The organism is Leptothrix mechoopdaensis (SeqCode) (assembly GCF_053893855.1).
This window is the reverse complement of sequence record NZ_CM132699.1, coordinates 4159708-4179052: the sequence shown is the minus strand read 5'-3', so window position 1 is coordinate 4179052 and position 19345 is coordinate 4159708. Positions and strand designations below refer to the sequence as shown.

21 protein-coding genes and 1 tRNA gene are annotated in these 19345 nt (G+C 70.9%); 16 read left to right on the top strand and 6 right to left on the bottom strand.

Going from position 1 to position 19345, the window contains the following annotated elements; genetic code table 11:
- Positions 1-21 precede the first annotated feature (21 nt).
- From ACWA7K_RS18160 to ACWA7K_RS18145, 4 genes are all read left to right on the top strand, one after another.
- Positions 22-2370 carry an ATP-binding protein gene (locus tag ACWA7K_RS18160; protein WP_456162933.1) on the top strand — a complete coding sequence of 783 codons (2349 nt, stop codon included), beginning with the start codon at positions 22-24 and terminating at the stop codon, positions 2368-2370.
- A gap of 7 nt (positions 2371-2377) precedes the next feature.
- Positions 2378-3220, top strand: coding sequence for a response regulator (locus ACWA7K_RS18155; RefSeq protein ID WP_456162931.1), 843 nt, complete (start codon positions 2378-2380; stop codon positions 3218-3220).
- Between the two features lie 66 nt (positions 3221-3286).
- Positions 3287-3362 (top strand) — tRNA-Phe (locus tag ACWA7K_RS18150).
- Between the two features lie 123 nt (positions 3363-3485).
- Positions 3486-3983 carry a DUF488 domain-containing protein gene (locus ACWA7K_RS18145; protein WP_456162929.1) on the top strand — a complete coding sequence of 166 codons (498 nt, stop codon included), beginning with the start codon at positions 3486-3488 and terminating at the stop codon, positions 3981-3983.
- Here the strand turns inward: ACWA7K_RS18145 and ACWA7K_RS18140 are convergent.
- On the bottom strand, positions 3922-4665 hold the full coding sequence (locus ACWA7K_RS18140) for a hypothetical protein (RefSeq protein WP_456162927.1): 744 nt from the start codon (positions 4663-4665) through the stop codon (positions 3922-3924). The genes ACWA7K_RS18145 and ACWA7K_RS18140 overlap by 62 nt on opposite strands.
- Before the next feature lie 58 nt (positions 4666-4723).
- Between ACWA7K_RS18140 and ACWA7K_RS18135 the strand changes: the two genes are divergently transcribed.
- The gene (locus ACWA7K_RS18135) at positions 4724-5920 is read left to right on the top strand and encodes an IS256 family transposase (protein WP_456162314.1); all 1197 of its coding nucleotides are present in this window, start codon (positions 4724-4726) and stop codon (positions 5918-5920) included.
- A 36-nt stretch (positions 5921-5956) separates the two neighbouring features.
- On the opposite strand, the gene ACWA7K_RS18130 is transcribed toward ACWA7K_RS18135, so the two are convergent.
- Positions 5957-6130, bottom strand: a complete 174-nt coding sequence (locus ACWA7K_RS18130; protein WP_456210211.1) for a hypothetical protein — start codon at positions 6128-6130, stop codon at positions 5957-5959.
- 541 nt (positions 6131-6671) lie between these two features.
- Here ACWA7K_RS18130 and ACWA7K_RS18125 point away from each other — a divergent pair.
- From ACWA7K_RS18125 to ACWA7K_RS18100, 6 genes are all read left to right on the top strand, one after another.
- Positions 6672-7748, top strand: coding sequence for a YjhT family mutarotase (locus ACWA7K_RS18125; protein ID WP_456162925.1), 1077 nt, complete (start codon positions 6672-6674; stop codon positions 7746-7748).
- 105 nt (positions 7749-7853) lie between these two features.
- Entirely contained in the window at positions 7854-8645 is a 792-nt protein-coding gene (locus tag ACWA7K_RS18120) for a FadR/GntR family transcriptional regulator (RefSeq protein ID WP_456162923.1), read from the top strand.
- 342 nt (positions 8646-8987) lie between these two features.
- Positions 8988-9677, top strand: coding sequence for a putative N-acetylmannosamine-6-phosphate 2-epimerase (locus tag ACWA7K_RS18115; protein ID WP_456162921.1), 690 nt, complete (start codon positions 8988-8990; stop codon positions 9675-9677).
- A 24-nt stretch (positions 9678-9701) separates the two neighbouring features.
- The gene (locus ACWA7K_RS18110) at positions 9702-10847 is read left to right on the top strand and encodes an N-acetylglucosamine-6-phosphate deacetylase (RefSeq protein ID WP_456162919.1); all 1146 of its coding nucleotides are present in this window, start codon (positions 9702-9704) and stop codon (positions 10845-10847) included.
- Positions 10848-10935: 88 nt separating this feature from the next.
- Entirely contained in the window at positions 10936-11220 is a 285-nt protein-coding gene (locus tag ACWA7K_RS18105; protein ID WP_456162917.1) for a hypothetical protein, read from the top strand.
- A gap of 53 nt (positions 11221-11273) precedes the next feature.
- On the top strand, positions 11274-12110 hold the full coding sequence (locus tag ACWA7K_RS18100; protein WP_456162915.1) for an SIR2 family NAD-dependent protein deacylase: 837 nt from the start codon (positions 11274-11276) through the stop codon (positions 12108-12110).
- A 36-nt stretch (positions 12111-12146) separates the two neighbouring features.
- Here the strand turns inward: ACWA7K_RS18100 and ACWA7K_RS18095 are convergent, their stop codons facing one another.
- From ACWA7K_RS18095 to ACWA7K_RS18080, 4 genes are all read right to left on the bottom strand, one after another.
- Complete coding sequence (locus ACWA7K_RS18095; RefSeq protein ID WP_456162913.1) at positions 12147-12605, bottom strand: tetratricopeptide repeat protein; 459 nt, start codon at positions 12603-12605, stop codon at positions 12147-12149.
- 104 nt (positions 12606-12709) lie between these two features.
- The gene (locus ACWA7K_RS18090; protein ID WP_456162911.1) at positions 12710-13465 is read right to left on the bottom strand and encodes a cytochrome b/b6 domain-containing protein; all 756 of its coding nucleotides are present in this window, start codon (positions 13463-13465) and stop codon (positions 12710-12712) included.
- 36 nt (positions 13466-13501) lie between these two features.
- Positions 13502-13969 carry a diheme cytochrome c gene (locus tag ACWA7K_RS18085; protein WP_456162909.1) on the bottom strand — a complete coding sequence of 156 codons (468 nt, stop codon included), beginning with the start codon at positions 13967-13969 and terminating at the stop codon, positions 13502-13504.
- A 14-nt stretch (positions 13970-13983) separates the two neighbouring features.
- Positions 13984-14406, bottom strand: a complete 423-nt coding sequence (locus ACWA7K_RS18080; RefSeq protein WP_456162907.1) for a DUF1924 domain-containing protein — start codon at positions 14404-14406, stop codon at positions 13984-13986.
- 124 nt (positions 14407-14530) lie between these two features.
- On the opposite strand from ACWA7K_RS18080, the gene ACWA7K_RS18075 reads away from it, so the two are divergent.
- From ACWA7K_RS18075 to ACWA7K_RS18055, 5 genes are all read left to right on the top strand, one after another.
- Positions 14531-14893 (top strand): PepSY domain-containing protein, encoded by a 363-nt coding sequence (locus ACWA7K_RS18075; RefSeq protein ID WP_456162905.1) that lies wholly within the window; start codon positions 14531-14533, stop codon positions 14891-14893.
- A 58-nt stretch (positions 14894-14951) separates the two neighbouring features.
- Positions 14952-15629, top strand: a complete 678-nt coding sequence (locus ACWA7K_RS18070; RefSeq protein ID WP_456162903.1) for a response regulator — start codon at positions 14952-14954, stop codon at positions 15627-15629.
- The gene (locus ACWA7K_RS18065; RefSeq protein WP_456162901.1) at positions 15626-17095 is read left to right on the top strand and encodes an ATP-binding protein; all 1470 of its coding nucleotides are present in this window, start codon (positions 15626-15628) and stop codon (positions 17093-17095) included. Before ACWA7K_RS18070 ends, ACWA7K_RS18065 begins: the two co-directional genes overlap by 4 nt.
- Positions 17096-17161: 66 nt before the next feature.
- Positions 17162-18073, top strand: coding sequence for a metallophosphoesterase (locus ACWA7K_RS18060; RefSeq protein WP_456162899.1), 912 nt, complete (start codon positions 17162-17164; stop codon positions 18071-18073).
- Positions 18074-18137: 64 nt separating this feature from the next.
- A complete protein-coding gene (locus ACWA7K_RS18055) occupies positions 18138-18830 on the top strand; it encodes a substrate-binding domain-containing protein (protein ID WP_456162897.1) in 693 nt (230 codons plus the stop codon).
- Positions 18831-19345 lie beyond the last annotated feature (515 nt).

Below are 19345 nucleotides of genomic sequence, written 5' to 3'. Positions count from 1 at the left end.
ACCCTCGTCCCCGTCCCTGCGATGACCCGCCGTTCCCTGCGCTGGACCCTGCTGGTCGCCCTGATCGCGGCCGGTGCCACCGTGCTGGTGCTGGCCTTCCTGCTGGCCGTCGCGACCAACAACCGCGCGCTGTACGAGCGCCACTTCGGCTGGCTGCTGTGGGTCAACATCGGCGTGGCCACCGTGCTGGGCCTGGTGATCCTGGCGGCGCTGGCCCACCTGTGGCGGCGCATGAAGCTGGGCAAGTTCGGCAGCAAGCTGCTGCTGAAGCTGGCGGTGATCTTCGCCTTCGTCGGCGTCGTGCCGGGCGCGCTGATCTATGGCGTGTCCTACCAGTTCGTCTCGCGCAGCATCGAGAGCTGGTTCGACGTCGAGGTCGAGGGCGCGCTCGAATCCGGCCTGAACCTGGGCCGGACCTCGCTGCAGATGCTGGTGACCGACCTCGGCGGCAAGACCCGGCTGGCGGCCGAACGGGCCGCCGATTCACCCGATCGGATCTCCGTGATCGCCCTGGAGCGGCTGCGCGAGCAGCTGGCCGCGCAGAGCGTCGCCGTGCTGTCGCCCAGCGGCCAGGTGCTGGCCAGTGCCGGTGGCACGCTGGGCACCGTCTTCCTGCCCGACCGGCCCAGCGCGGCCATGCTGCGCCAGGCCCGCAGCCTGCGCGTGCTGTCGCAGCTCGAAGGCCTGGACGGCGACCCGACCGAGAAGCGCGGCCAGCTCGCCACCATCCAGGACGCCCGCATCCGCGCCATCGCCTGGGTGCCGTCGGGCAACTACACCCTGACCGGCGAGGACCGCTTCCTGCAGGTCACGCAGCAGGTGCCGTTCGAGCTGGCCAACAACGCCCTGCACGTGCAGGCCGCGTACAGCGAGTACCAGCAGCGCGCGCTCGGCCGGCTGGGCCTGCGCAAGATGTACATCGGCACGCTGACGCTGGCGCTGATCCTGGGCGTCTTCAGCGCGCTGCTGATGGCCGCCGCGCTCGGTCACCAGCTCGCCCGGCCGCTGCTGGTGCTGGCCGATGGCGTGCGCCAGGTGGCCAGCGGCGACCTGCGGCCCACCGAGGTCTTCAGCTCGCGCGACGAACTCGGCGGCCTGACCCGCTCCTTCGCCGACATGACCCAGCAGCTGGCCGACGCGCGCGCCCAGGTCCAGACCAGCCTGGCGACCGCCGAGAGCGCCCAGGCGCACCTGCAGACCATCCTCGACAACCTCAGCGCCGGCGTGATCCTGTTCGCCGCACGCGGCATCGTCGACACCGTCAACCCCGGCGCGGCGCGCATCCTGCGTGTGCCGATGGCGGCCTGGCGCGGCCACCCGCTGGCGCAGGTGCCGGGGCTGGAAGCCTTCTCGCGCTCGATCGACCAGCACTTCGAGCGGGCCCTGCAGGACACCGCCGACGGCGCCGACACCCCCAGCCCGGAACGCGAGCGCGGCCACTGGCAGCACACCTTCGAGCTCGGCGGCGTCGAGGGTGGCGAGCTGACCCTGCTGGTGCGCGGCGCGCTGCTGCCCGACGGCAACCGCCTGATCGTCTTCGACGACATCAGCGACGTCGTCTCGGCCCAGCGCAGCGTCGCCTGGGCCGAGGTCGCCCGCCGGGTCGCCCACGAGATCAAGAACCCGCTGACGCCGATCCAGCTGTCGGCCGAACGGCTGCGCCACAAGCTCGAGGCCAAGCTCAACGAGCCGGACGCGCAGATGCTGGAGCGCTCGGTCTCGACCATCGTCAACCAGGTCCAGGCGATGAAGACGCTGGTCAACGAGTTCCGCGACTACGCCCGCCTGCCGGCCGCGCAGCTCGGCGCGCTGGACCTCAACGCGCTGGTCGGCGAGGTGCTCGGGCTGTACGGCCAGCATCTGGAATCCGGCCGCATCGAGACCCGCCTGGCCGCCGACCTGCCGGCGCTGATCGGCGACGCGAGCCAGCTGCGCCAGGTCATCCACAACCTGGTCCAGAACGCGCTGGACGCGGTCGCCGAACGCGGTGACGCCGGCCATGTCGTCGTCTGCACCGAGGCTGCCTTCCACGACGACGGCAACCTGCGCAGCGTGCGCCTGAAGGTGCAGGACAACGGCACCGGCTTCAGCGAGGCGCTGCTCAAGCGCGCCTTCGAACCGTACGTCACCACCAAGAGCCGCGGCACCGGACTGGGCCTGGCGGTGGTGCGCAAGATCGTCGAGGAACACGGCGCGCGCATCCAACTCGGTAACCTTGCCGACTTGCTCCCCACTCAACCGGGTAGCCCCCCGCGGAGTGGCGCACAAGTTTCGATATCATTTTCCCGCTGGGCAGAGACGGCCCAGCAGGCCCTCGACACCCGGACTCCCCGGGGTCGAACCCCGCCTCCCCTGGTGAGCGTGTCCTGATTCCCCCATGGCCAACATCCTTGTCGTCGACGACGAAATGGGCATTCGTGCCCTGCTGCACGAGATCCTTTCGGACGAAGGCCACCACGTCGAGCTTGCCGAGAACGCGGCCCAGGCCCGTGCCGCCCGCGAACGCATGCGGCCCGACCTGGTCCTGCTCGACATCTGGATGCCCGACGTCGACGGCATCACGCTCCTGAAGGAGTGGGGCGCCGCGACCCAGATGGGCATGCCCGTGATCATGATGTCCGGTCACGGCACCATCGACACGGCGGTCGAGGCCACCAAATACGGCGCGATGGCCTTCCTCGAGAAGCCGATCACCCTGCAGAAGCTGCTGCGCGCGGTCGAACAGGGCCTGGCCAAGCCGGCGCCCGCGGCCGCACCCCGCGCGGCCGCACCGGCGGTCGCCCCGATGGTCGGCGGTCTGGGCATGAGCTCGATGGCACCGCTGCGCAGTCCGGGCACCGGCCTGGGCGCGGTCTCCGGCTACGGTTCGCTCGACCGCGACATCGGCCTGGTCGACGCGCCGGTGACGGGCAATGCCGCCGCCCACTCGATGGGCCACGGCAGCCTGCACGCGATGGGCCACCCGCCGGGCGGCGCGCCGATGATCTCGGCCATGTTGTCCACCGGTCCCCAGTCCGAGCAGAACTTCTCCCTCGACCGCCCGCTGCGCGAGGCGCGCGACGCCTTCGAGAAAGCCTACTTCGAGTTCCACCTCGCCCGCGAGAACGGCAGCATGACCCGCGTCGCCGAACGCACCGGCCTCGAACGCACCCACCTCTACCGCAAGCTCAAGCAGCTCGGCGTCGACCTCAACCGCAGCAAGCGAGGCGGCGGCAACTGACCGCCACCCCCCGCCCCACAAAAATCTCGCAGCCCGCCGTTTTCACGTTATACTTTCGGGCTCGATGGCCTGGTAGCTCAGTTGGTAGAGCAGCGGATTGAAAATCCGCGTGTCGGTGGTTCGATTCCGCCCCAGGCCACCAAGATCCAAGCCGAGTGCCACGCGCACGACGCACCGCAGAAAGCCCGCCCCGAGCGGGCTTTTTTGCGTCTGGGTGGAGGAGGATCCGCTTGACCGACTTCACGACAACCTCCCCGGAGCACAGGTGACCCGCGCGCTCTACACCTTCGGTTATGAAGGCCTGACCATCGAGGCGTTCATCGAACGTCTTCGGCAGGCCCGCGTCCAGCTGATCGTCGACGTCCGCGAGTTGCCGTTGTCGCGCAAGAAGGGCTTCTCGAAGACCGCCTTCCGCGACGCCCTCGCCGCTGCCGACGTCGCCTATGAACATCGGCCGGCACTCGGGTGTCCGAAGCCCGTGCGCGATCGCTACAAGGTCGATGGCGACTGGCAGACCTACACCCGCGGCTTTCTGGCCCACCTGGCCCGGCAATCCGCCGAAGTGGAAGACCTGGGGCGTGCCGCCCTCGTCCGGCAAGCTTGCCTGGTCTGTTTCGAGGCCGATTTCGGACGCTGCCACCGCACCTATGTGGCCAGGGCCGCACATTCGGCCGGTGCGCCTGCCGTGCATCACCTGACGGCTAGAACAGTGTTTGCTGACGCAACAGCGTCTCAGGCAGCCTCGGCAGGTACAGCACGCTGACGATCAGCCATTGCCCCGGGAAGCGGTGCATGGTGCCCAGCAGGAACAGCACGTCGCGCCGCCCGAAGTCGGTGACGAACTTCTGGCGGAACAGCGACTGCCAGTCGGGCTTGTGGCGGATGTTCCAGTACAGCGCCCCGGCCTCCCAGTCGACCAGCTTGTGCAGATGCACCGAGAGGCCCGCGGCCGACTCGCACTCGTAGCGATAGTGGAAGTCGAAGGGCAGCTTCTTCAGCGTCCACAAGGTCCTCTGCTCCTCTCCGGCATCAAAGAGATTGCCCTGCATCTGCTCCTGCAGCAGCTTGGCCTTCTCGTCGTCGGTCCAGTCCGGATGTTTCACGGCGGTGATGTCGAGGCCCAGCAAGCGACTCGGTCGCACCAGGCCCAGGCTGGTGCCGTCGCGCAACCGAGCCGCTTCCAGCTCATCGAAGGAGGCGAACACCGGGACGCCCTGGAGACTGTCGCGCCGCTGCGCCCCATGCCCGTCGTTCGGCAGGGGCTTGCCCAGGAGGGCGATGGTGTCGACCGACACCCGGTGGCTTTCCGGCCGCGCATCGTCCTGCGCCCGGCGCACGCGCGCGCGGATCCACTGCCACTTCTTGAACTGATGCTCGTCATCCACGGTGATGCCCCGCGAGGTGGTGTAAGTTTTTAGGCGAGGCGGCCCGTAGAGGGTGGCCATCGTGGTCCCGGATAAGGTTGAGGTGCGACCCACCAACCCTTGTCCAAAGGAAATCACGATGACCACCTCCACTATGGCATTGGCCGAACTGGCCGAGAAGGGAGCCGACGTTGATGTGCTGCGCCAGATGGTGCAGTTCATGGCCCAGAGGCTCATGGAGATCGACGTCGAGGGGCGCTGCGGCGCCGGCTACGACGAGAAGAGCGCTGAGCGTTTGAACAGCCGCAACGGCTTCCGGGATCGCACCTGGGAGACGCGTGCCGGCAGTGTCGAACTCAATATCCCCAAGCTGCGCCAAGGCAGCTACTTCCCCGAGTTCCTGGAGCCGCGCAGAACCGCCGAGAAGGCGCTCACGGCGGTGATCCAGGAGGCTTACATCAAGGGCATCTCCACGCGCTCGGTGGACGACCTGGTCAAGGCCATGGGCATGAGCGGCGTGTCCAAGAGCCAGGTGTCGCGCCTTTGCGCCGAACTCGACGAGCGTGTCGGCGCGTTCTTGAACCGGCAGATCGAAGGCGACTGGCCGTACCTCTGGATCGACGCCACCTACGTGAAGACGCGCGAGGCGGGCCGCATCGTGAGTGTCGCGGTGATAGTGGCTGTGGGCGTGAACACCGAGGGGCAGCGTGAGGTGCTGGGCATCAAGGTCGGGGCCAGCGAGGCAGAGCCGTTCTGGACCGAGTTCTTGCGCAGCCTGAACCGACGCGGACTGCGGGGCGTCAAGCTCGTCATCAGCGACAGCCACGAAGGCATCAAGGCGGCCGCGGCAAAGACGCTCAAGGCCACTTGGCAGCGATGCCGCGTGCACTTCATGCGCAACGTCCTGGCCTATGCCAACAAGACGCAGCGGCGTATGGTGAGCGCGGCCATCGGCACGGTGTTCGTGCAGGAGACGGCCGAGGCGGCAAGGATGCAATGGCGCAGCGTGGCCGACCAGTTCCGCGAGAAGCTGCCCAAGCTCAGCGCCATGATGGACGAGGCCGAGAACGACGTGCTGGCCTTCATGGGTTTCCCCAGGGCGCATTGGCCACAGATCTACAGCACCAACCCGCTGGAGAGGCTCAACGCGGAGATCAAGCGCAGGACCAACGTCGTGGGCATCTTCCCCAATGACAACGCCATCACTCGACTGGTCGGGGCCATGATGCTCGAGCAGAACGACGAGTGGAGCCTGACCCGGCGCTACATGCAGCTCGAAGGCCTGCAGGCCCTCAGTGATACTGTCCCGACTCGGCTGTCTGCAGTGGCACGCTGAGTAACCCGCGCATCCCAGCCTGTCCGGGCTGTGGACTTACACCACGCGCTGGGACATCACCTCATCCACCAGCCGGAATGGCACCGGAAACAGCCGGATCAGCCGCCCGTCCTCCGACATTCCTGCCACGCAGGAGGTTTCGACATACCGTGCGCTTGGCGATGGGTATGTCTTGCAGAGAATCAGGATGCGTTGCGAATCGGGTGTCATGTGAGTTCTCCCTGGGTCCGGGCCATCGTCCCCGAGGAACGATGCAAGGCGCACAGGTCGAACCCCACCCCTGGATCGGATGGGTTCTTTTGATCTCGGCTGGGTATTTGGACGAGCGGGCACTGGTAATCTCCCCGGCTCACGTCAACCATACCGAAATCAGGGATCCAGCTATCTGGCGTTGTTTGATGAGCCGCTAGATCTACCCGACATGCCTCATCACCCACGAAGCGTGACTGAGCCGACCTGCGGCTCCAGAGCATTGGCCGCTTGAAAATCCGCGTGTCGGTGGTTCGATTCCGCCCCAGGCCACCAAGATTCAAGCCGAGTGCCACGCGCACGACCCACCGCAGAATGCCCGCCCCGAGCGGGCTTTTTTGCGTCTGCGCGACCCTTTGTGCGCCGTCGAACAAAGGGAAAACACTGATTCCTGCGCCCGTTTCCGTGGCGATCATTCGGTCATTCAACTCGTCTGACCACTGACTTCTGTTCTGCTATGAGCCCCACCTCGACCCCCACTGCCACAGCGTCCGCACCGCGGATGGCCGTGTTGCGTGGGTTGCCGAAGTTGCCGGTGCCGGTCGGGCAGGGGGTGGGCGCGCAGGTGGGGAGTTGCATCCACGTCGGCCTGGGGTCGGCCGGACGGGCCTGGATGGTGCTGGACCTCGCCGACGGCCGTCCGGCGTGGCGGCGGCTGGCTGACTTTCCGGGGATGTTGCGCGAGCAGGCGCTGGCGATGGCGTTCGGGCCGCAGATCCTGGTGTTCGGCGGGGCCGGGTATGACGGCATCGAGAAGCGATTCCGGGCCTTCCAGGACATCCATTGTTATGACACCCGAACCGATGCGTGGACGGTCTGGCCGACCTGCAGCCCGGTGCCGCTGCTGGGTGCGGCGATCGCGGCGGCGCCGGGGGGCGTCGCGAGGTTCTTCGGCGGTGTCCACGACGGGGTCTTCAACGCCTTCTTCAGGACCAGTGCCGGCGCGACCGCCGGGCGGCTGGACGAGATCGTGCGCGACTACCTCAGCATGGAACCGGCTGATTACCGGTATGCCAAGGCCGTGCAGGAGTTCGACCCCTGGACCGATCAGTGGACGCTGCGCAGCGACTACGCGGGCGAGCCGCGTGTGGGCATGGCGCTGGCGCAGGATGGCGAGCAGGTTTGCCTGCTGGGTGGCGAAACCCGGCCGGGACTGCGCTCGGTCCAGGCGCACCGGCTGGACGCGCATGGCGTCGGACCGCAAGTCGAACGCCTGGCCGACCTGCCCGGTGTTGCGGGCGCGGCCACGCCCGAAGGTGTCGCGGGTGCGATGGCCGGCCACTGTGGCGACCGGCTGGTGCTGGTGGGCGGTACCCGCTTTCCTGGCGCCCGGGGGCGGGCCCTGCAAGGGCATCGGCACCCCCACGAGAACCTCCGCAAGGAGTGGTGCCGGGAGATCTTCGTCCTCGAGGACTCGACCTGGCGGCTCGCCGGCCGTCTGCCACGCGGGCTGGCGCACGCGCAGGTCTTCCGGTGGAACGACGGGCCGGTGATCGTCGGGGGCGAGGCCGATGGCGGTCAGCCACGTTCGGAGACGAACACATTGACATGGGAGGATCCAACAAACAGGGTGACCTGAATCGGTGGGCGGTTGTGCTACAACGTGCGCAGAGAGGTCTGACTTCAGGGTTCTGGAGTCAGAAAAGGAAGGCGCAGCACAGCCCCATCGAGAGAGGACACCGTCATGGCCACCCGAATTCCCGCCTACCGACAGGCGCAGATCGAGATCAAGCGTTTCATCGAGGCACGCCAGCTCGGCGTCGGAGATGCCCTGCCCCCGGAGGCCACGCTGGCCAGCGAACTGGGGATCAGTCGCCCGTCGCTGCGGGAGGGGCTCAAGGCGCTGGAATCACTCGGCATCATCGAATCGCGCCACGGCGAGGGCGTTTTCGTGGCTGCCTTTTCGTTCGACACCATCATCGAGAACCTTCCCTATTCCAGATTGGCGGACGCCAGCAGCGTGGCCGACCTGTTGCAGGTTCGGGCCGCGATCGAACTCGGGTTGATCACCGAAGTGGTCGACCGGATCGAGCCGCAGGACATCGAGAAATTGCGCGGCCTGGCCGAAACGATGATTGCCAAGGCGCGTGCCGGCGGCGGTTTCGAGGACCAGGACGGCGAGTTTCACGCCACCCTTTTCCAGTGCCTGAACAACGGTTTCCTGAACCGCTTGCTGGGCATGTTCTGGCAGGTTCATCGCCGTCTGCACGAGGCCAACCACCTGGAAGAGCAGCAGGCCTTCGAGGAGTCGGCGCGGGAACACCTGCAGATCGTCGAGATGCTCGAAGCGCGTGACAAGAACGGCCTGCTGGAAGCCCATCGGCAGCATTTCCACGCCGGCTTCGAGCGACTCGATGTGGCCACGAGCCTGTTGAAGAAGCCCGCCGCCGGTCCGGTGGTGCGGCAAAGCCGAAGTGACCTCGAGCCGCTGCGCGGCTTGAACCTGCAAGGCCGACTGGATCGCCTGCAGACCTGATCGCACATGTGCTTGCTCGATGGCCGGGGCATCCACGTGATGCGGTCCTGACCGGAGAGGAAGACATGCTGAAGTCGACGATGGGCTGGATCACCGCGCCGCAGCCGCTGGCGCGCGCGATGCCATGCCGTGCAGGCCCGATGGCGAACAGGGAGCCCCCGCCCTGAGCCACCGCTGACCCTCGCCCCGTCCTCCCCTACTCCGATCCACGCGATCCACGCGATCCACGCGATCCGCCCCGCAGGCACGCCCTGCCGAGGCTCGTTCGCGTGCGGCCGAAGCCTGGGCCGTGCCGTGCCCTTTGCGCCGCTCTCACCACTCCGAACGACCGGATTTCCACCCATGAACGACGACCTGCCGCTCCAAGCCATGCAACCCCAGCTGGTGGTGTCCTGCCAGCCGCTGCCCGGCAGCGCGATGGACCAGCCCGAGATCCTCCTGGCGATGGCCCTGGCGGCCGTCGCCGGTGGCGCCGCGGCGCTGCGCATCGAGGGGGTGGACAACGTGCGCCGCGTGGCCGCCCGGGTCGACGTGCCGGTGATCGGCTATGTCCGGCGAGCGCTGCCGGACACGCCGGTCTGCATCACGCCCTGGCTCGAAGACGTCGACGCGCTGGCCGATGCCGGCGCCGCGATCGTCGCCTTCGACGCGACCCGGCGGGTCCGCCCGGTGAAGGTGGCGGCGCTGATTGCCCGCATCCATGCCCACGGCTGCCTGGCGATGGCCGGCAGCGCCGATCCGGGCGATGGCCTGGCCGCCTGGACGCTCGGTGCCGAACTGTTGGCGACCGCACCCGTGGACGAGGCTGGCGACGGTGCGGTGGCGGACCTGGGGCCGGATCTGGACCTGGTCCGGACGCTGGCCGGCCACGGCTGTCGCGTCGTGGCCGAGGGGAACATCCGCTCGCCGCGACAGGCCGCCGAGGCCATCGCCGCCGGGGCCCGATGCGTGACGATCGGCTCGGGCCTGACCTGCATCGGGCAGGTCACGGCAGGCTACGCCGACGCGCTGCGCGACCGGAGCCCAGCATGACGATCGGCTTCGGGGCGACGCGCCATGGCTGACCTGCGAGGCGTGCTCCGGCTGCAGGGACGCATCCTGACGCCCGAGGGCTTCGTCGACGGTTTCCTGGTCGCGCGCGACGGCCGCATCCAGGTGATCTCGGGGGCCCGGGTGCCGACCGCGCGGGCGCTCGACACCGACGGCCCGATCCTGCTGCCCGGCTTCATCGACCTGCACGTGCATGGCGGCGCGAACGCCGACGTCATGCAGGGCGGTGACGCGGCCACGCGGGTGGCGCGCTGCCACGCCCGGTACGGCACCACCTCGCTGCTCGCGACGACGATGACGGCGGCGGTGCCCGACCTCCGGGTCGCGCTGTCGGCGCTCGCACCGCCCTGCGCCGAGCGTCCGCCGGGGACCGCCCGCATCCTCGGGGTCCACCTGGAGGCGCCGTTCCGCCGCGTCGAGTCGCCGGACGATCGGCCCGGCACCGTACGCCGGCTCGACTTCGACGAGCTGGACGGGCTGGCCGCGCTGGCACCGGTCCGGCTCATCACGCTGGCGCCCGAGATCCCCGGCCACCTCGACCTGATCGGCCGTCTGCGCGAGCGCGGCATCGCCGTCCAGATCGGCCACAGCGCCGGCAGCTACGACGACGGCGTCGCCGCGCTCGAACGTGGTGCCGTCGGCTTCACCCACCTGTTCAACGCGATGAGCGGCCTGCACCACCGCGAGCCCGGCATGGTCGGCGCGGCGCTCGCCCATGCGCAGCACGCCGAGGTGATCCCGGACCTGCAGCATGTCCACCCCGGCGCCCTGCGCGTGGCGCTGCGCTGCATTCCGGGCCTGTACTGCGTCACCGATTCGGCCTCGCTGACCGGCCTGCCCGATGGCGAATACCCGCTCGGTCGTCGCCAGGTCTTCAAGTGCCTTGGCGGACTGCGGCTGGCCAACGGCGCGCTCGCCGGCAGCACGCTGACGATGGACCAGGCCTTGCGCAACCTCGTGTCGCTGGGCCTGTCGCTGCGTGACGCCTCGCGGCGGGTCTCGACCCATGCGGCGGACTACCTCGGCCTGACCGACCGCGGCCGCCTGGGCGTCGGTGCCCGCGCCGACATCGTCGTGCTCGACCGCCAGCTGGCCCTGCAGCGCGTGTTCGTCGAAGGCGAAGAGATCGCGCTCGAAGCCGAGGGCGATTGACGCCTCTGACGCCCCTGCCGCCGTCACGCCCACCCCCGTCCGTTGGCCCACACCCGGCTCGGGCGACCCCTACCCAGGAGATGCGGACATGAATCCCGAACCCCCCGACACCCCCGACGCCCGCAGCACCACGCTGGCACTGATCGTCGTCCACAACGAGACGTTCAAGGCCACGCTGCGGGCCGGTTGCGTCTGGAAAAAGGACGAGAGCGCGACCCGGCTGGGCGTCGGTGCCGACTACTTCCTGACCCCGACGACCTCGATCTACGGCAACGTCAGCAAGCCGGGCGGCAAGGTCAGCGCGACGACCGCCGCGCTGACCGCGCCCAACCGCGAGCCGCGTGTCGAAACGGGCATCCGCCACCGCTTCTGAGCCCGAGGAGGGCATGACAACATCGCGGGCCGAACCCCGACCGACCCGCCGTCATGACCGATCCCCTGCTCGTCCACGCCGCCGAACTCGTCGACCAGGCCGATGCGCTGGTCGTGGCCGCCGGGGCCGGCATCGGCGTCGATTCGGGCCTGCCGGACTTCCGCGGCGACAGCGGTTTCTGGCGCGCCTACCCGGCGCTCGGCGCGAGCGGGCTGAAGTTCACCGAGGTCGCGTCGCCGGAGACCTTCCGGCGCGACCCGGCGCTGGCCTGGGGCTTCTACGGCCACCGGCTGGCGCTCTACCGGCGCACCGTTCCCCACGCCGGTTTCGGCATCCTGCGGCGCTGGGGCGAGCGCATGGCGCGCGGGCTGTTCGTCTACACCAGCAACGTCGACGGCCAGTTCCAGCGTGCCGGCTACCCGGCCGACCTGATCCACGAATGCCACGGCGCGATCGAGCGGCTGCAATGCACGCGGCCCTGCTCGCTGGCGACCTGGTCGGCCGACGCGCTGGTGCCCGACATCGACGAGGCGGCCTGTCGCTGGCGCGGTCCGCTGCCGACCTGCCCGCACTGCGGCGCGCTTGCGCGGCCGGCGATCCTGATGTTCGGCGACAGCGCCTGGATCGAGCGCGAGTTCGAGCAACAGGCCAGCCGGCTCGACGCCTGGCTGGCCGGCGTGCGGCGGCCGGTGGTGGTCGAGCTGGGCGCGGGCACCCACATCCCGTCGGTGCGCCACTTCGGCCAGCGCGTGGTGACGCGCCACGGCGGCCGGCTGGTGCGTCTCAACCCGCGTGAATCGGCCGTGCCGCTGAAGGACGATGTCGGCCTGCCGCTGGGCGCGCTGGCCGGCCTGCAGGCGATCGACGCGGTGCTGGCCGGGCTGGGCTGAAGCGTTGGCGGGGCGGAAGGTCGGCGGGCGAACGGCTCAGCGCGGGCCGGACGCACCCGGCGCCAGCGGCGGCAGGCCGATCAGCGCACGCGCCTCGGCGTGGCCGTTGGCGGCCGCCTTGCGCAGCCAGACCGACGCGAACAGGCGGTCGGCCTCGACGCCTCGGCCGTCGCGGAACATCCGCGACAGCGCGAACTGCGCATCCGGATCACCCATGTGCGCCGCCCGTTCGTAGTGCCGCGCGGCCAGGCCGTCGTCCTGCGGCACGCCCTGGCCGGTCTCGTACAGGCGCGCCAGCCGGGTGCGCGCGGCGCGGTCGCCCTGGTCGGTCAGCTGCTGCAGCAGCGGCACCGCCTGGGCGTGCTGGCCGGCGGCGATCAGCGCGTCGGCCTGCGCCAGCAGCGGCGTGGCCGGTGCCGGGTCGGCCGCGCGGGCGCCCAGGGGCAGCGCGAGCGTGATCAGCATCGACAGGGCAAGGGCGGTCCAGGGGCGCATGGCGGGTCTCGGGCAATCAGGTCGTCAGGGGAAGCCGATTGTTCCAGCCGCAGGCGTGGCGCGATCCTGGCCACGCCGCCGGGGCGACACGGCGGCGAGAACAATCACCGCTGCTGCAGCCGCTCCAGCTTCTGGATCACCTTGGCGATCGGGATCAGGCCGTTCGGCGCGTCGAGCCACGACCAGGTCCACCAGCCCAGCACGGCCACCACGACCAGCACGGCGACCCCGCGCAGCGGGCGCTTGACCAGGTCCGGCCCGGCGCCTTCCTGCCGGCCGTTCCACATCGACAGCGCCAGGTTGCGACGCCGCAGCGCGATGCCGATTGCGAGCAGGCCCAGGTGCGCCAGCACCAGCCACAGCACGCCGTTGCCGAAGAACTCGTGGATCTCCGACAGCCAGTCGCCGCCGATCTCGTGGTCGACCGCGTAGCCGCTGGCCGTCAGCGGCACGATGAAGGCCATCAGCGCCAGCAGCGCGGCGGTCATGACGAGGCTGGTGCCCAGGGCCCAGTGCTGGCGCGAGACCGCCGTCGGCGCGCCCTGCCGCAAGGCCTGGTCGAACCAGCCGCGCAGGCCTTGCAGCTTGCGCACCATCGGCGCCAGCCGGGCGTGGCGCGGGCCGAACAGGCCCCACAGCACCCGCGCGACCAGCAGGCCGGCCATCGTGTAGCCGAGGGTGATGTGCAGCGCGCGCAGCCGCTCGCCTTCGGCGGTCAGCCAGGCGCCCAGGAAGCTGAACGCGAACAGCGCGTGGAAGACCCGCGTCGGCGCGTCGGTGACCAGGCGCTGGCGCAGCGTGCGCGGGCTGGCAGTCGAGGCGGGCGATGACAGGCCGGCCGGGGTGGTCGTGAAGCTCATGGCGGTGGGGCTCCGAAGGGCAGATCAGGCGGGCGGTCAGCGCGGGATGCGCACCGAGTCCTCGTCGTAGTCGCCGCGTTCGGCGCCACGGTGGCAGGCCGCGCAGTTGGCCGGGCTCTTGACCGAGGCGCGCTTCCAGATGTCGCTGCGGACCTCGTCGTGCTTGCGCTGGAACCAGGCCGAGCGCGTGATGCGGTCGTCCGGCGGCTCGCTGCGGGCGCGCCGGCCGGTGCCGGCCTCGTGCTGCAGCCAGGCGCCGATCTCGGCGGCGGCCTTCGGGTCGAGCGAGGCGTCGCTGCCGTAGTGGTGGTCCAGGCGGGACATCAGCCGCGCCCACGAGCCGGCCGGCAGCAGTGCCGGCGGGAAGGCCAGGTGGCAGGCGGCGCACTCGGCGTCGTAGGCCTTCAGCGGGTGGCTGGGCGACAGGTTGCCGTCGGCCATCGCCGGGGTCGCGAAGGCCAGCCAGGCGGCGGCGGCCAGCGTGGCGATCAGGGGGGTCTTCATGCTCGGGCTCCGGTTCACTTCAGGCTGACGAGCCAGGCCATCACGTCGGCCTTCTCGGCGGCCGTGCACTCGCGCGAGAGCACGTCCTTGCAGTTGCGCTTGAACCACTTGTCGACCTTGGCGACGTCGGTGAAGCGCTCGGGGTTCTTCGCCGGCGCCAGCGGCTGGATCGCCTTGCCGGTGCTGGCGTGCTTGCCGGTGTCGACCGGCGGCTTGCCGTGGCAGCTGGCGCAGGACCATTCGCCGCCGTGGGTCGTGTTGAAGAAGGCCTCGCCGCGGGCGGCCTGCCCGGGCGTGCCGGCAGCCTGGTTCCAGCGCGCCAGCTCGCCGGCCGGCGTGGTGTCGCCGGCCTGCGCGGCCGATGCCATGCCCAGCCCCAGGCAGAGGCTGGCGAGCCAGACGCTGCCGGTGCGGCCGAGGGTGCGGGTGATCTGCATGGGGTTGCTCCTGGGGCGAGGCTGCATGAGCCGTTGAAGCGCATCTTCGAAAACCCGCGCTGTACCGACCCTGAAGGCCGCATTCACGCGAGATTCATCGCGCCTTGCGCAGCATCGGCGCCCCATGTCCCCGCTGAAGCCGCTCCGCCGTCACCCGTCGCCCCTCACGCGCTTCGCCGTCGTGTGCGGTGCCGTCGCCGGCCTGTGGACGACCCTGCCGACGCCCGCCCGGGCCGATGACGACCATGAACGCGCCCGCGCCGCCGTCGCCAGCGGCCGCGTGCTGCCGCTGCGCAAGGTGCTGGAGGCGCTGGAGCGCCAGCAGCCGCCCGGCCAGCCGGCGCCGCAGGTGCTGGAGGTCGAGCTGGAGGAGAAACACGGCCTGCTGTTCTACGAGATCAAGCTGCTGCAGGCCGACGGCCGCGTGACGAAGGTCCGCCTTGACGCCCGCACCGCCGAACCCTTGCGCAACCGGGGCGACCGCTGAGGCCCGCTGCGGCAAGATCGACCTCCCGAGACGACGCATCCCGAGACGAAGCCCCGCGATGAAGATCCTGCTGGTCGAAGACGAAGCCGCGCTGGCGCAGCAGCTGCGCGCCGCCCTGGCCGAGGCCGGTTACACGGTCGACCATGCCGCCGACGGCCGCGACGGCCAGCACCTGGGCGAGGTCGAGACCTACGACGCCGCCGTGCTGGACCTGGGCCTGCCGCGCATCGACGGCCTGAGCGTGCTGCGGCACTGGCGCAGTGCCGGCCGGACGCTGCCGGTGCTGATCCTGACCGCGCGTGACCACTGGCACGACAAGGTCGCCGGCATCGACGCCGGGGCCGACGACTACCTCGCCAAGCCCTTCCACATGGAGGAGCTGCTGGCGCGCGTGCGGGCGCTGATCCGGCGCGCCAACGGCCTGGCCAGCCCGACGCTGCAGTGCGGCGCGGTCGTGCTCGACACCCGCAGCGGCCGCGTCACGATCGACGGGTCGGCCGTCACGCTGACCAGCCACGAATACAAGCTGCTGGCCTACCTGATGCACCGGGTCGGCCAGGTCGTCTCGCGCACCGAGCTGACCGAGCACCTGTATGCGCAGGACAGCGACCGCGACTCCAACACCATCGAGGTCTTCATCGGCCGGCTGCGCAAGAAGCTGCCGCCGGGCCTGATCGAGACCGTGCGCGGCCTCGGCTACCGGCTGGAGGCGGGGCCGGGCACGACGATGCCGTGATCGCGCGCGTGCGGACCCTGCTGCGCGATTCGCTGCGCTGGCGCCTGCTGGCGCTGACGCTGGCCGGCATCGTGGTGGCGCTGGCGCTGGCCGGCTGGGGGCTGGCGGCGCTGTTCTCGCGCCATGTCGAACGCCAGGCCGAGGCGATGCTGCGGCTGCAGCTGGACCTGCTGACCGCCCAGGTCGAACGCGGCGACGACGGCAGCCCGCAGGTCGACGCCGCCGCGCTGGTCGACCCGCGCTGGCGCCGGCCGTCCAGCGGCCTGTACTGGCAGCTCGACCTGCCGGCGCAGCGCGGCGCGCTGCGCTCGCGTTCGCTGTGGGACAGCACCTTGCACCTGCCCGACGACGCGGTCGTGCCGGGCGAGGTCCACGTCCACCACATGAGCGGCCCGTTCGAGCCGACGCTGCTGGTGCTGGAACGCGTCGTCGTGATGCCCGCCGCAGGCCCGGACGCCGAGGCGCCGCGCTGGCGCCTGATCGTCGCGGTCGACGCGGCCGAGCTCGACGCCGCCCGGCGGCCCTTCGTTGGCGGGCTGGTCGCCTCGCTGGTGCTGCTGGGCCTGCTGCTGGTGCTGGCCGCGCTGGCCCAGGTCCGCCTCGGGCTGGCGCCGTTGCGCGGCCTGCAACGGGCGCTCGGCGAGCTGCGCGACGGCCGCCAGCAGCGCCTGGTGCCGCCCGATCCGGGGACGCACTTCCCGGCCGAGGTCCAGCCGCTGATCGACGACTTCAACCAGGTGCTCGAACGCCAGTCGCAGTGGCTCGCGCGGGCCCGCAGCCAGGCCGGCAACCTGGCGCATGCGGTCAAGACGCCGCTGGCGGTGCTGGCCAACCAGGCCGCCGCGCATCAGGCGGACGACGGCCCGCTGGGCGAGCTGGCACGTGGCGTCGTCGAGCAGGTCGAGACCGCCCGGCGCCAGGTCGACTGGCAGCTCGCCCGCGCCCGCAGCGCCGCGCTGGCCGGCAGCAGCGGGCTGCGCACGCCGGTCGCGCCGCAGGTCGACGCGCTGGTGCGGGTCATGGACCGCGTCCACCAGGACCGCGCGCTGGCCATCGAGTGGGACGCCGACCCGCCCGGGCTGGCCTTCCTCGGCGATGCGCAGGACCTGCAGGAGCTGCTCGGCAACCTGATCGACAACGCCTGCAAGTGGGCCCGCCGGCGCGTGAAGGTCGACGCGGCCTGGGACCGCAGCGGTGCCGCGTCCAACACCGGCCGGCTGCGCCTGACCATCGACGACGACGGCCCCGGTCTGGACGCCGCCCAGCGCGAGGCCGTGCTGCAACGCGGCGTGCGTGCCGACGAGCAGGTGCCCGGCCACGGCCTGGGCCTGGCGATCGTGCGCGAGGCCGTCGCCTTGCACGGCGGCGACCTGCGGCTCGACGAGAGCCCGCTCGGCGGCCTGCGCGTGCGGGTCTGGCTACCGGGTGCGCCGGGTGCAGCGGGCGATCCTGGCGAGGCGGGCTGAGATAGGCTCGCGACCCGTCCCGGCCCTTGTCGGCCGACGTTGGCCCGTCTCCCCTGAAAGCCCGCCTTGCGCATCCAGCTCCTGTCCGACCTGCACCTCGAGTCCGACCCCGGCTACCTGCCGCCGCACGCGCCGGGTGCCGACGTGCTGGTGCTGGCCGGCGACGTCGGCTCCTACCAGGCCGGCTCGAAGCTGCCGGGCGACGACTTCGGGCTGGCGCGTTTCTCGCCGCTGCGCGGCGGGCCCTGGCGGCAGGTCCTCTACCTGCCCGGCAACCACGAATACGACGAGCTGCCGCTGCTCGACACGCGCGAACGCCTGCGCCGCCTGTGCGACGAGCTGGGCCTGATCTGGCTGGACCGCGAGGCGCTGAGCCTGGGCGGCGTGCGTTTCATCGGCTGCACGCTGTGGACCGACTTCGAGGCCCTGGCCGCCGCCGAGACCCACGCGCCGCCGCGCAAGGGCGCGCACCTGCGCGGCCCCGCCGGCGCCGCGCACAGCCTGGCCGTGCGGCAGGAGAAGCAGCGCGACAAGGCCCTGCGCGCGGCCGACTACTGGCTGCGCCGCCACACCACCCGCGACGCCGACGGCCAGCCGATGCTGGCCGCCGCGCTGCGTGAACTCGGCCGCGCCGACCAGGCCTGGCTGCGCGACGCGCTGGCCGCGCCGACGCCGGCCGGCGAGCCGCGCGTGGTCGTCACGCACTTCGCGCCCAGCCTGCGCTGCGCCGATCCGCGCTACGGCCTGGTGCCCGGCACGGCCGGCTTCTGCAACGCGCTGGACGAGCTGCTGCCACTGGCCGACCTGTGGCTGCACGGCCACCTGCATTGCCCGACCGATTTCATCGCCGAGGGCCCGCGCCCGGACGGCTCGACCGGCCGCTGCCGGGTCATCGCCAACCCGCTCGGCTACGACCGCAAGGGCGAGCGCGACGGCCACCGGCCGCTGATGCTGATCGACCTGCCCGCGCCGGCCTGAACGGCCGACAAGGCCGATCGCAACGGGATAATCCGGCGGTCAACACCTTCCGGACGTCCTTGCCATGACCGCCCCCGTCACCCTCTCGATGATTTCCTCGATGGCCACGCGCGCCCTGCTGGCCGACCTGGTCGCGCGCTTCGAGCGCGACACCGGCAACACCGTGCGCAGCGTCGCGGTCGGCGGTGTCGACGCCGCCAGGCGGGTCCGCGCCGGCGAGGCCTTCGACGTCGTCGCGCTGGCGTCCAACGCGATCGACGGCCTGATCACCGACGGCCACCTGGCGGCCCCGCGCGTCGACCTGGTCCATTCCGGCGTCGCCGTCGCCGTGCGCGAAGGCGCGCCGCAGCCCGACCTGTCCAGCGAGGCGGCGGTGCGCGCCGCCGTCGCGGCCGCCCGCACGATCGGCTACTCCACCGGCCCGAGCGGCGTGCAGCTCGCCAGGCTGTTCGAGCGCTGGGGCCTGACCGAGTCGCTGCAATCGCGCATCGTCACCCCGCCCCCGGGCGTCCCGGTCGGCTCGCTGGTCGCCAGCGGCGAGGTCGAGCTGGGCTTCCAGCAGCTCAGCGAGCTGATGTCCCTGCCCGGCATCACCGTGCTGGGCGCCCTGCCGGCCGAGATCCAGATCGTCACGACCTTCTCGGCGGCCGCTTCGGCCACCACCCCGCAACGCGACGCCGCCCAGGCCCTGATCGCCTTCCTGGCGTCGGCCGGGACGGCGGACGACAAGCGGCGGCACGGGATGGATCCGGCCTGAGAAGTGCGTCGCCGGAGGGCGACGATGGCTTGCGCGGTGGTGGTGGCGTGGGTGTAGCTGGACAGGGCGCTGACCCCCTCCCCCGGGGGCCGGGGTACTCCCCCTTGGCAGGGGGAGAGTTGAAGGCGAGGCGCTTGTCGACGTGGCAGCGCGCAGCCAACTCTCCCCCTGCCAAGGGGGAGTCCCCGCCAGGGGGAGGGGGTTCGCGCCCCCGCTCGGTCTCTTCTTCGTGCACGACCCCGTCGGACACCGCAGGTGTCCGACCTACCGGTGGGATTCAAGGCCTGTGCAAGGCGCTATGTCCCGCCGCCTTCCGGCGGCGCCAACCAAGTGCGTCGCCGGAGGGCGACGATGGCTTGCGCGGTGGTGGTGGCGTGGGTGTGGCTGGACAGGGCGCTGACCCCCTCCCCCCGGGGGCCGGGGTACTCCCCCTTGGCAGGGGGAGAGTTGAAGGCGAGGCGCTTGTCGACGTGGCAGCGCGCAGCCAACTCTCCCCCTGCCAAGGGGGAGTACCC

Excerpts from the sequence above, each read along its gene's own strand:
- ACWA7K_RS18135 (WP_456162314.1), top strand. The coding sequence starts at position 4,724 with ATGACCACCTCCACTATGGCATTGGCCGAACTGGCCGAGAAGGGAGCC.
- ACWA7K_RS18140 (WP_456162927.1), bottom strand. The coding sequence starts at position 4,665 with ATGGCCACCCTCTACGGGCCGCCTCGCCTAAAAACTTACACCACCTCG.
- ACWA7K_RS18090 (WP_456162911.1), bottom strand. The coding sequence starts at position 13,465 with ATGAGCTTCACGACCACCCCGGCCGGCCTGTCATCGCCCGCCTCGACT.
- ACWA7K_RS18130 (WP_456210211.1), bottom strand. The coding sequence starts at position 6,130 with ATGACACCCGATTCGCAACGCATCCTGATTCTCTGCAAGACATACCCA.
- ACWA7K_RS18080 (WP_456162907.1), bottom strand. The coding sequence starts at position 14,406 with ATGCAGATCACCCGCACCCTCGGCCGCACCGGCAGCGTCTGGCTCGCC.
- ACWA7K_RS18085 (WP_456162909.1), bottom strand. The coding sequence starts at position 13,969 with ATGAAGACCCCCCTGATCGCCACGCTGGCCGCCGCCGCCTGGCTGGCC.
- ACWA7K_RS18115 (WP_456162921.1), top strand. The coding sequence starts at position 8,988 with ATGAACGACGACCTGCCGCTCCAAGCCATGCAACCCCAGCTGGTGGTG.
- ACWA7K_RS18075 (WP_456162905.1), top strand. The coding sequence starts at position 14,531 with ATGTCCCCGCTGAAGCCGCTCCGCCGTCACCCGTCGCCCCTCACGCGC.
- ACWA7K_RS18110 (WP_456162919.1), top strand. The coding sequence starts at position 9,702 with ATGGCTGACCTGCGAGGCGTGCTCCGGCTGCAGGGACGCATCCTGACG.
- ACWA7K_RS18055 (WP_456162897.1), top strand. The coding sequence starts at position 18,138 with ATGACCGCCCCCGTCACCCTCTCGATGATTTCCTCGATGGCCACGCGC.
- ACWA7K_RS18155 (WP_456162931.1), top strand. The coding sequence starts at position 2,378 with ATGGCCAACATCCTTGTCGTCGACGACGAAATGGGCATTCGTGCCCTG.
- ACWA7K_RS18070 (WP_456162903.1), top strand. The coding sequence starts at position 14,952 with ATGAAGATCCTGCTGGTCGAAGACGAAGCCGCGCTGGCGCAGCAGCTG.
- ACWA7K_RS18125 (WP_456162925.1), top strand. The coding sequence starts at position 6,672 with ATGGCCGTGTTGCGTGGGTTGCCGAAGTTGCCGGTGCCGGTCGGGCAG.
- ACWA7K_RS18105 (WP_456162917.1), top strand. The coding sequence starts at position 10,936 with ATGAATCCCGAACCCCCCGACACCCCCGACGCCCGCAGCACCACGCTG.
- ACWA7K_RS18120 (WP_456162923.1), top strand. The coding sequence starts at position 7,854 with ATGGCCACCCGAATTCCCGCCTACCGACAGGCGCAGATCGAGATCAAG.
- ACWA7K_RS18095 (WP_456162913.1), bottom strand. The coding sequence starts at position 12,605 with ATGCGCCCCTGGACCGCCCTTGCCCTGTCGATGCTGATCACGCTCGCG.
- ACWA7K_RS18160 (WP_456162933.1), top strand. The coding sequence starts at position 22 with ATGACCCGCCGTTCCCTGCGCTGGACCCTGCTGGTCGCCCTGATCGCG.
- ACWA7K_RS18100 (WP_456162915.1), top strand. The coding sequence starts at position 11,274 with ATGACCGATCCCCTGCTCGTCCACGCCGCCGAACTCGTCGACCAGGCC.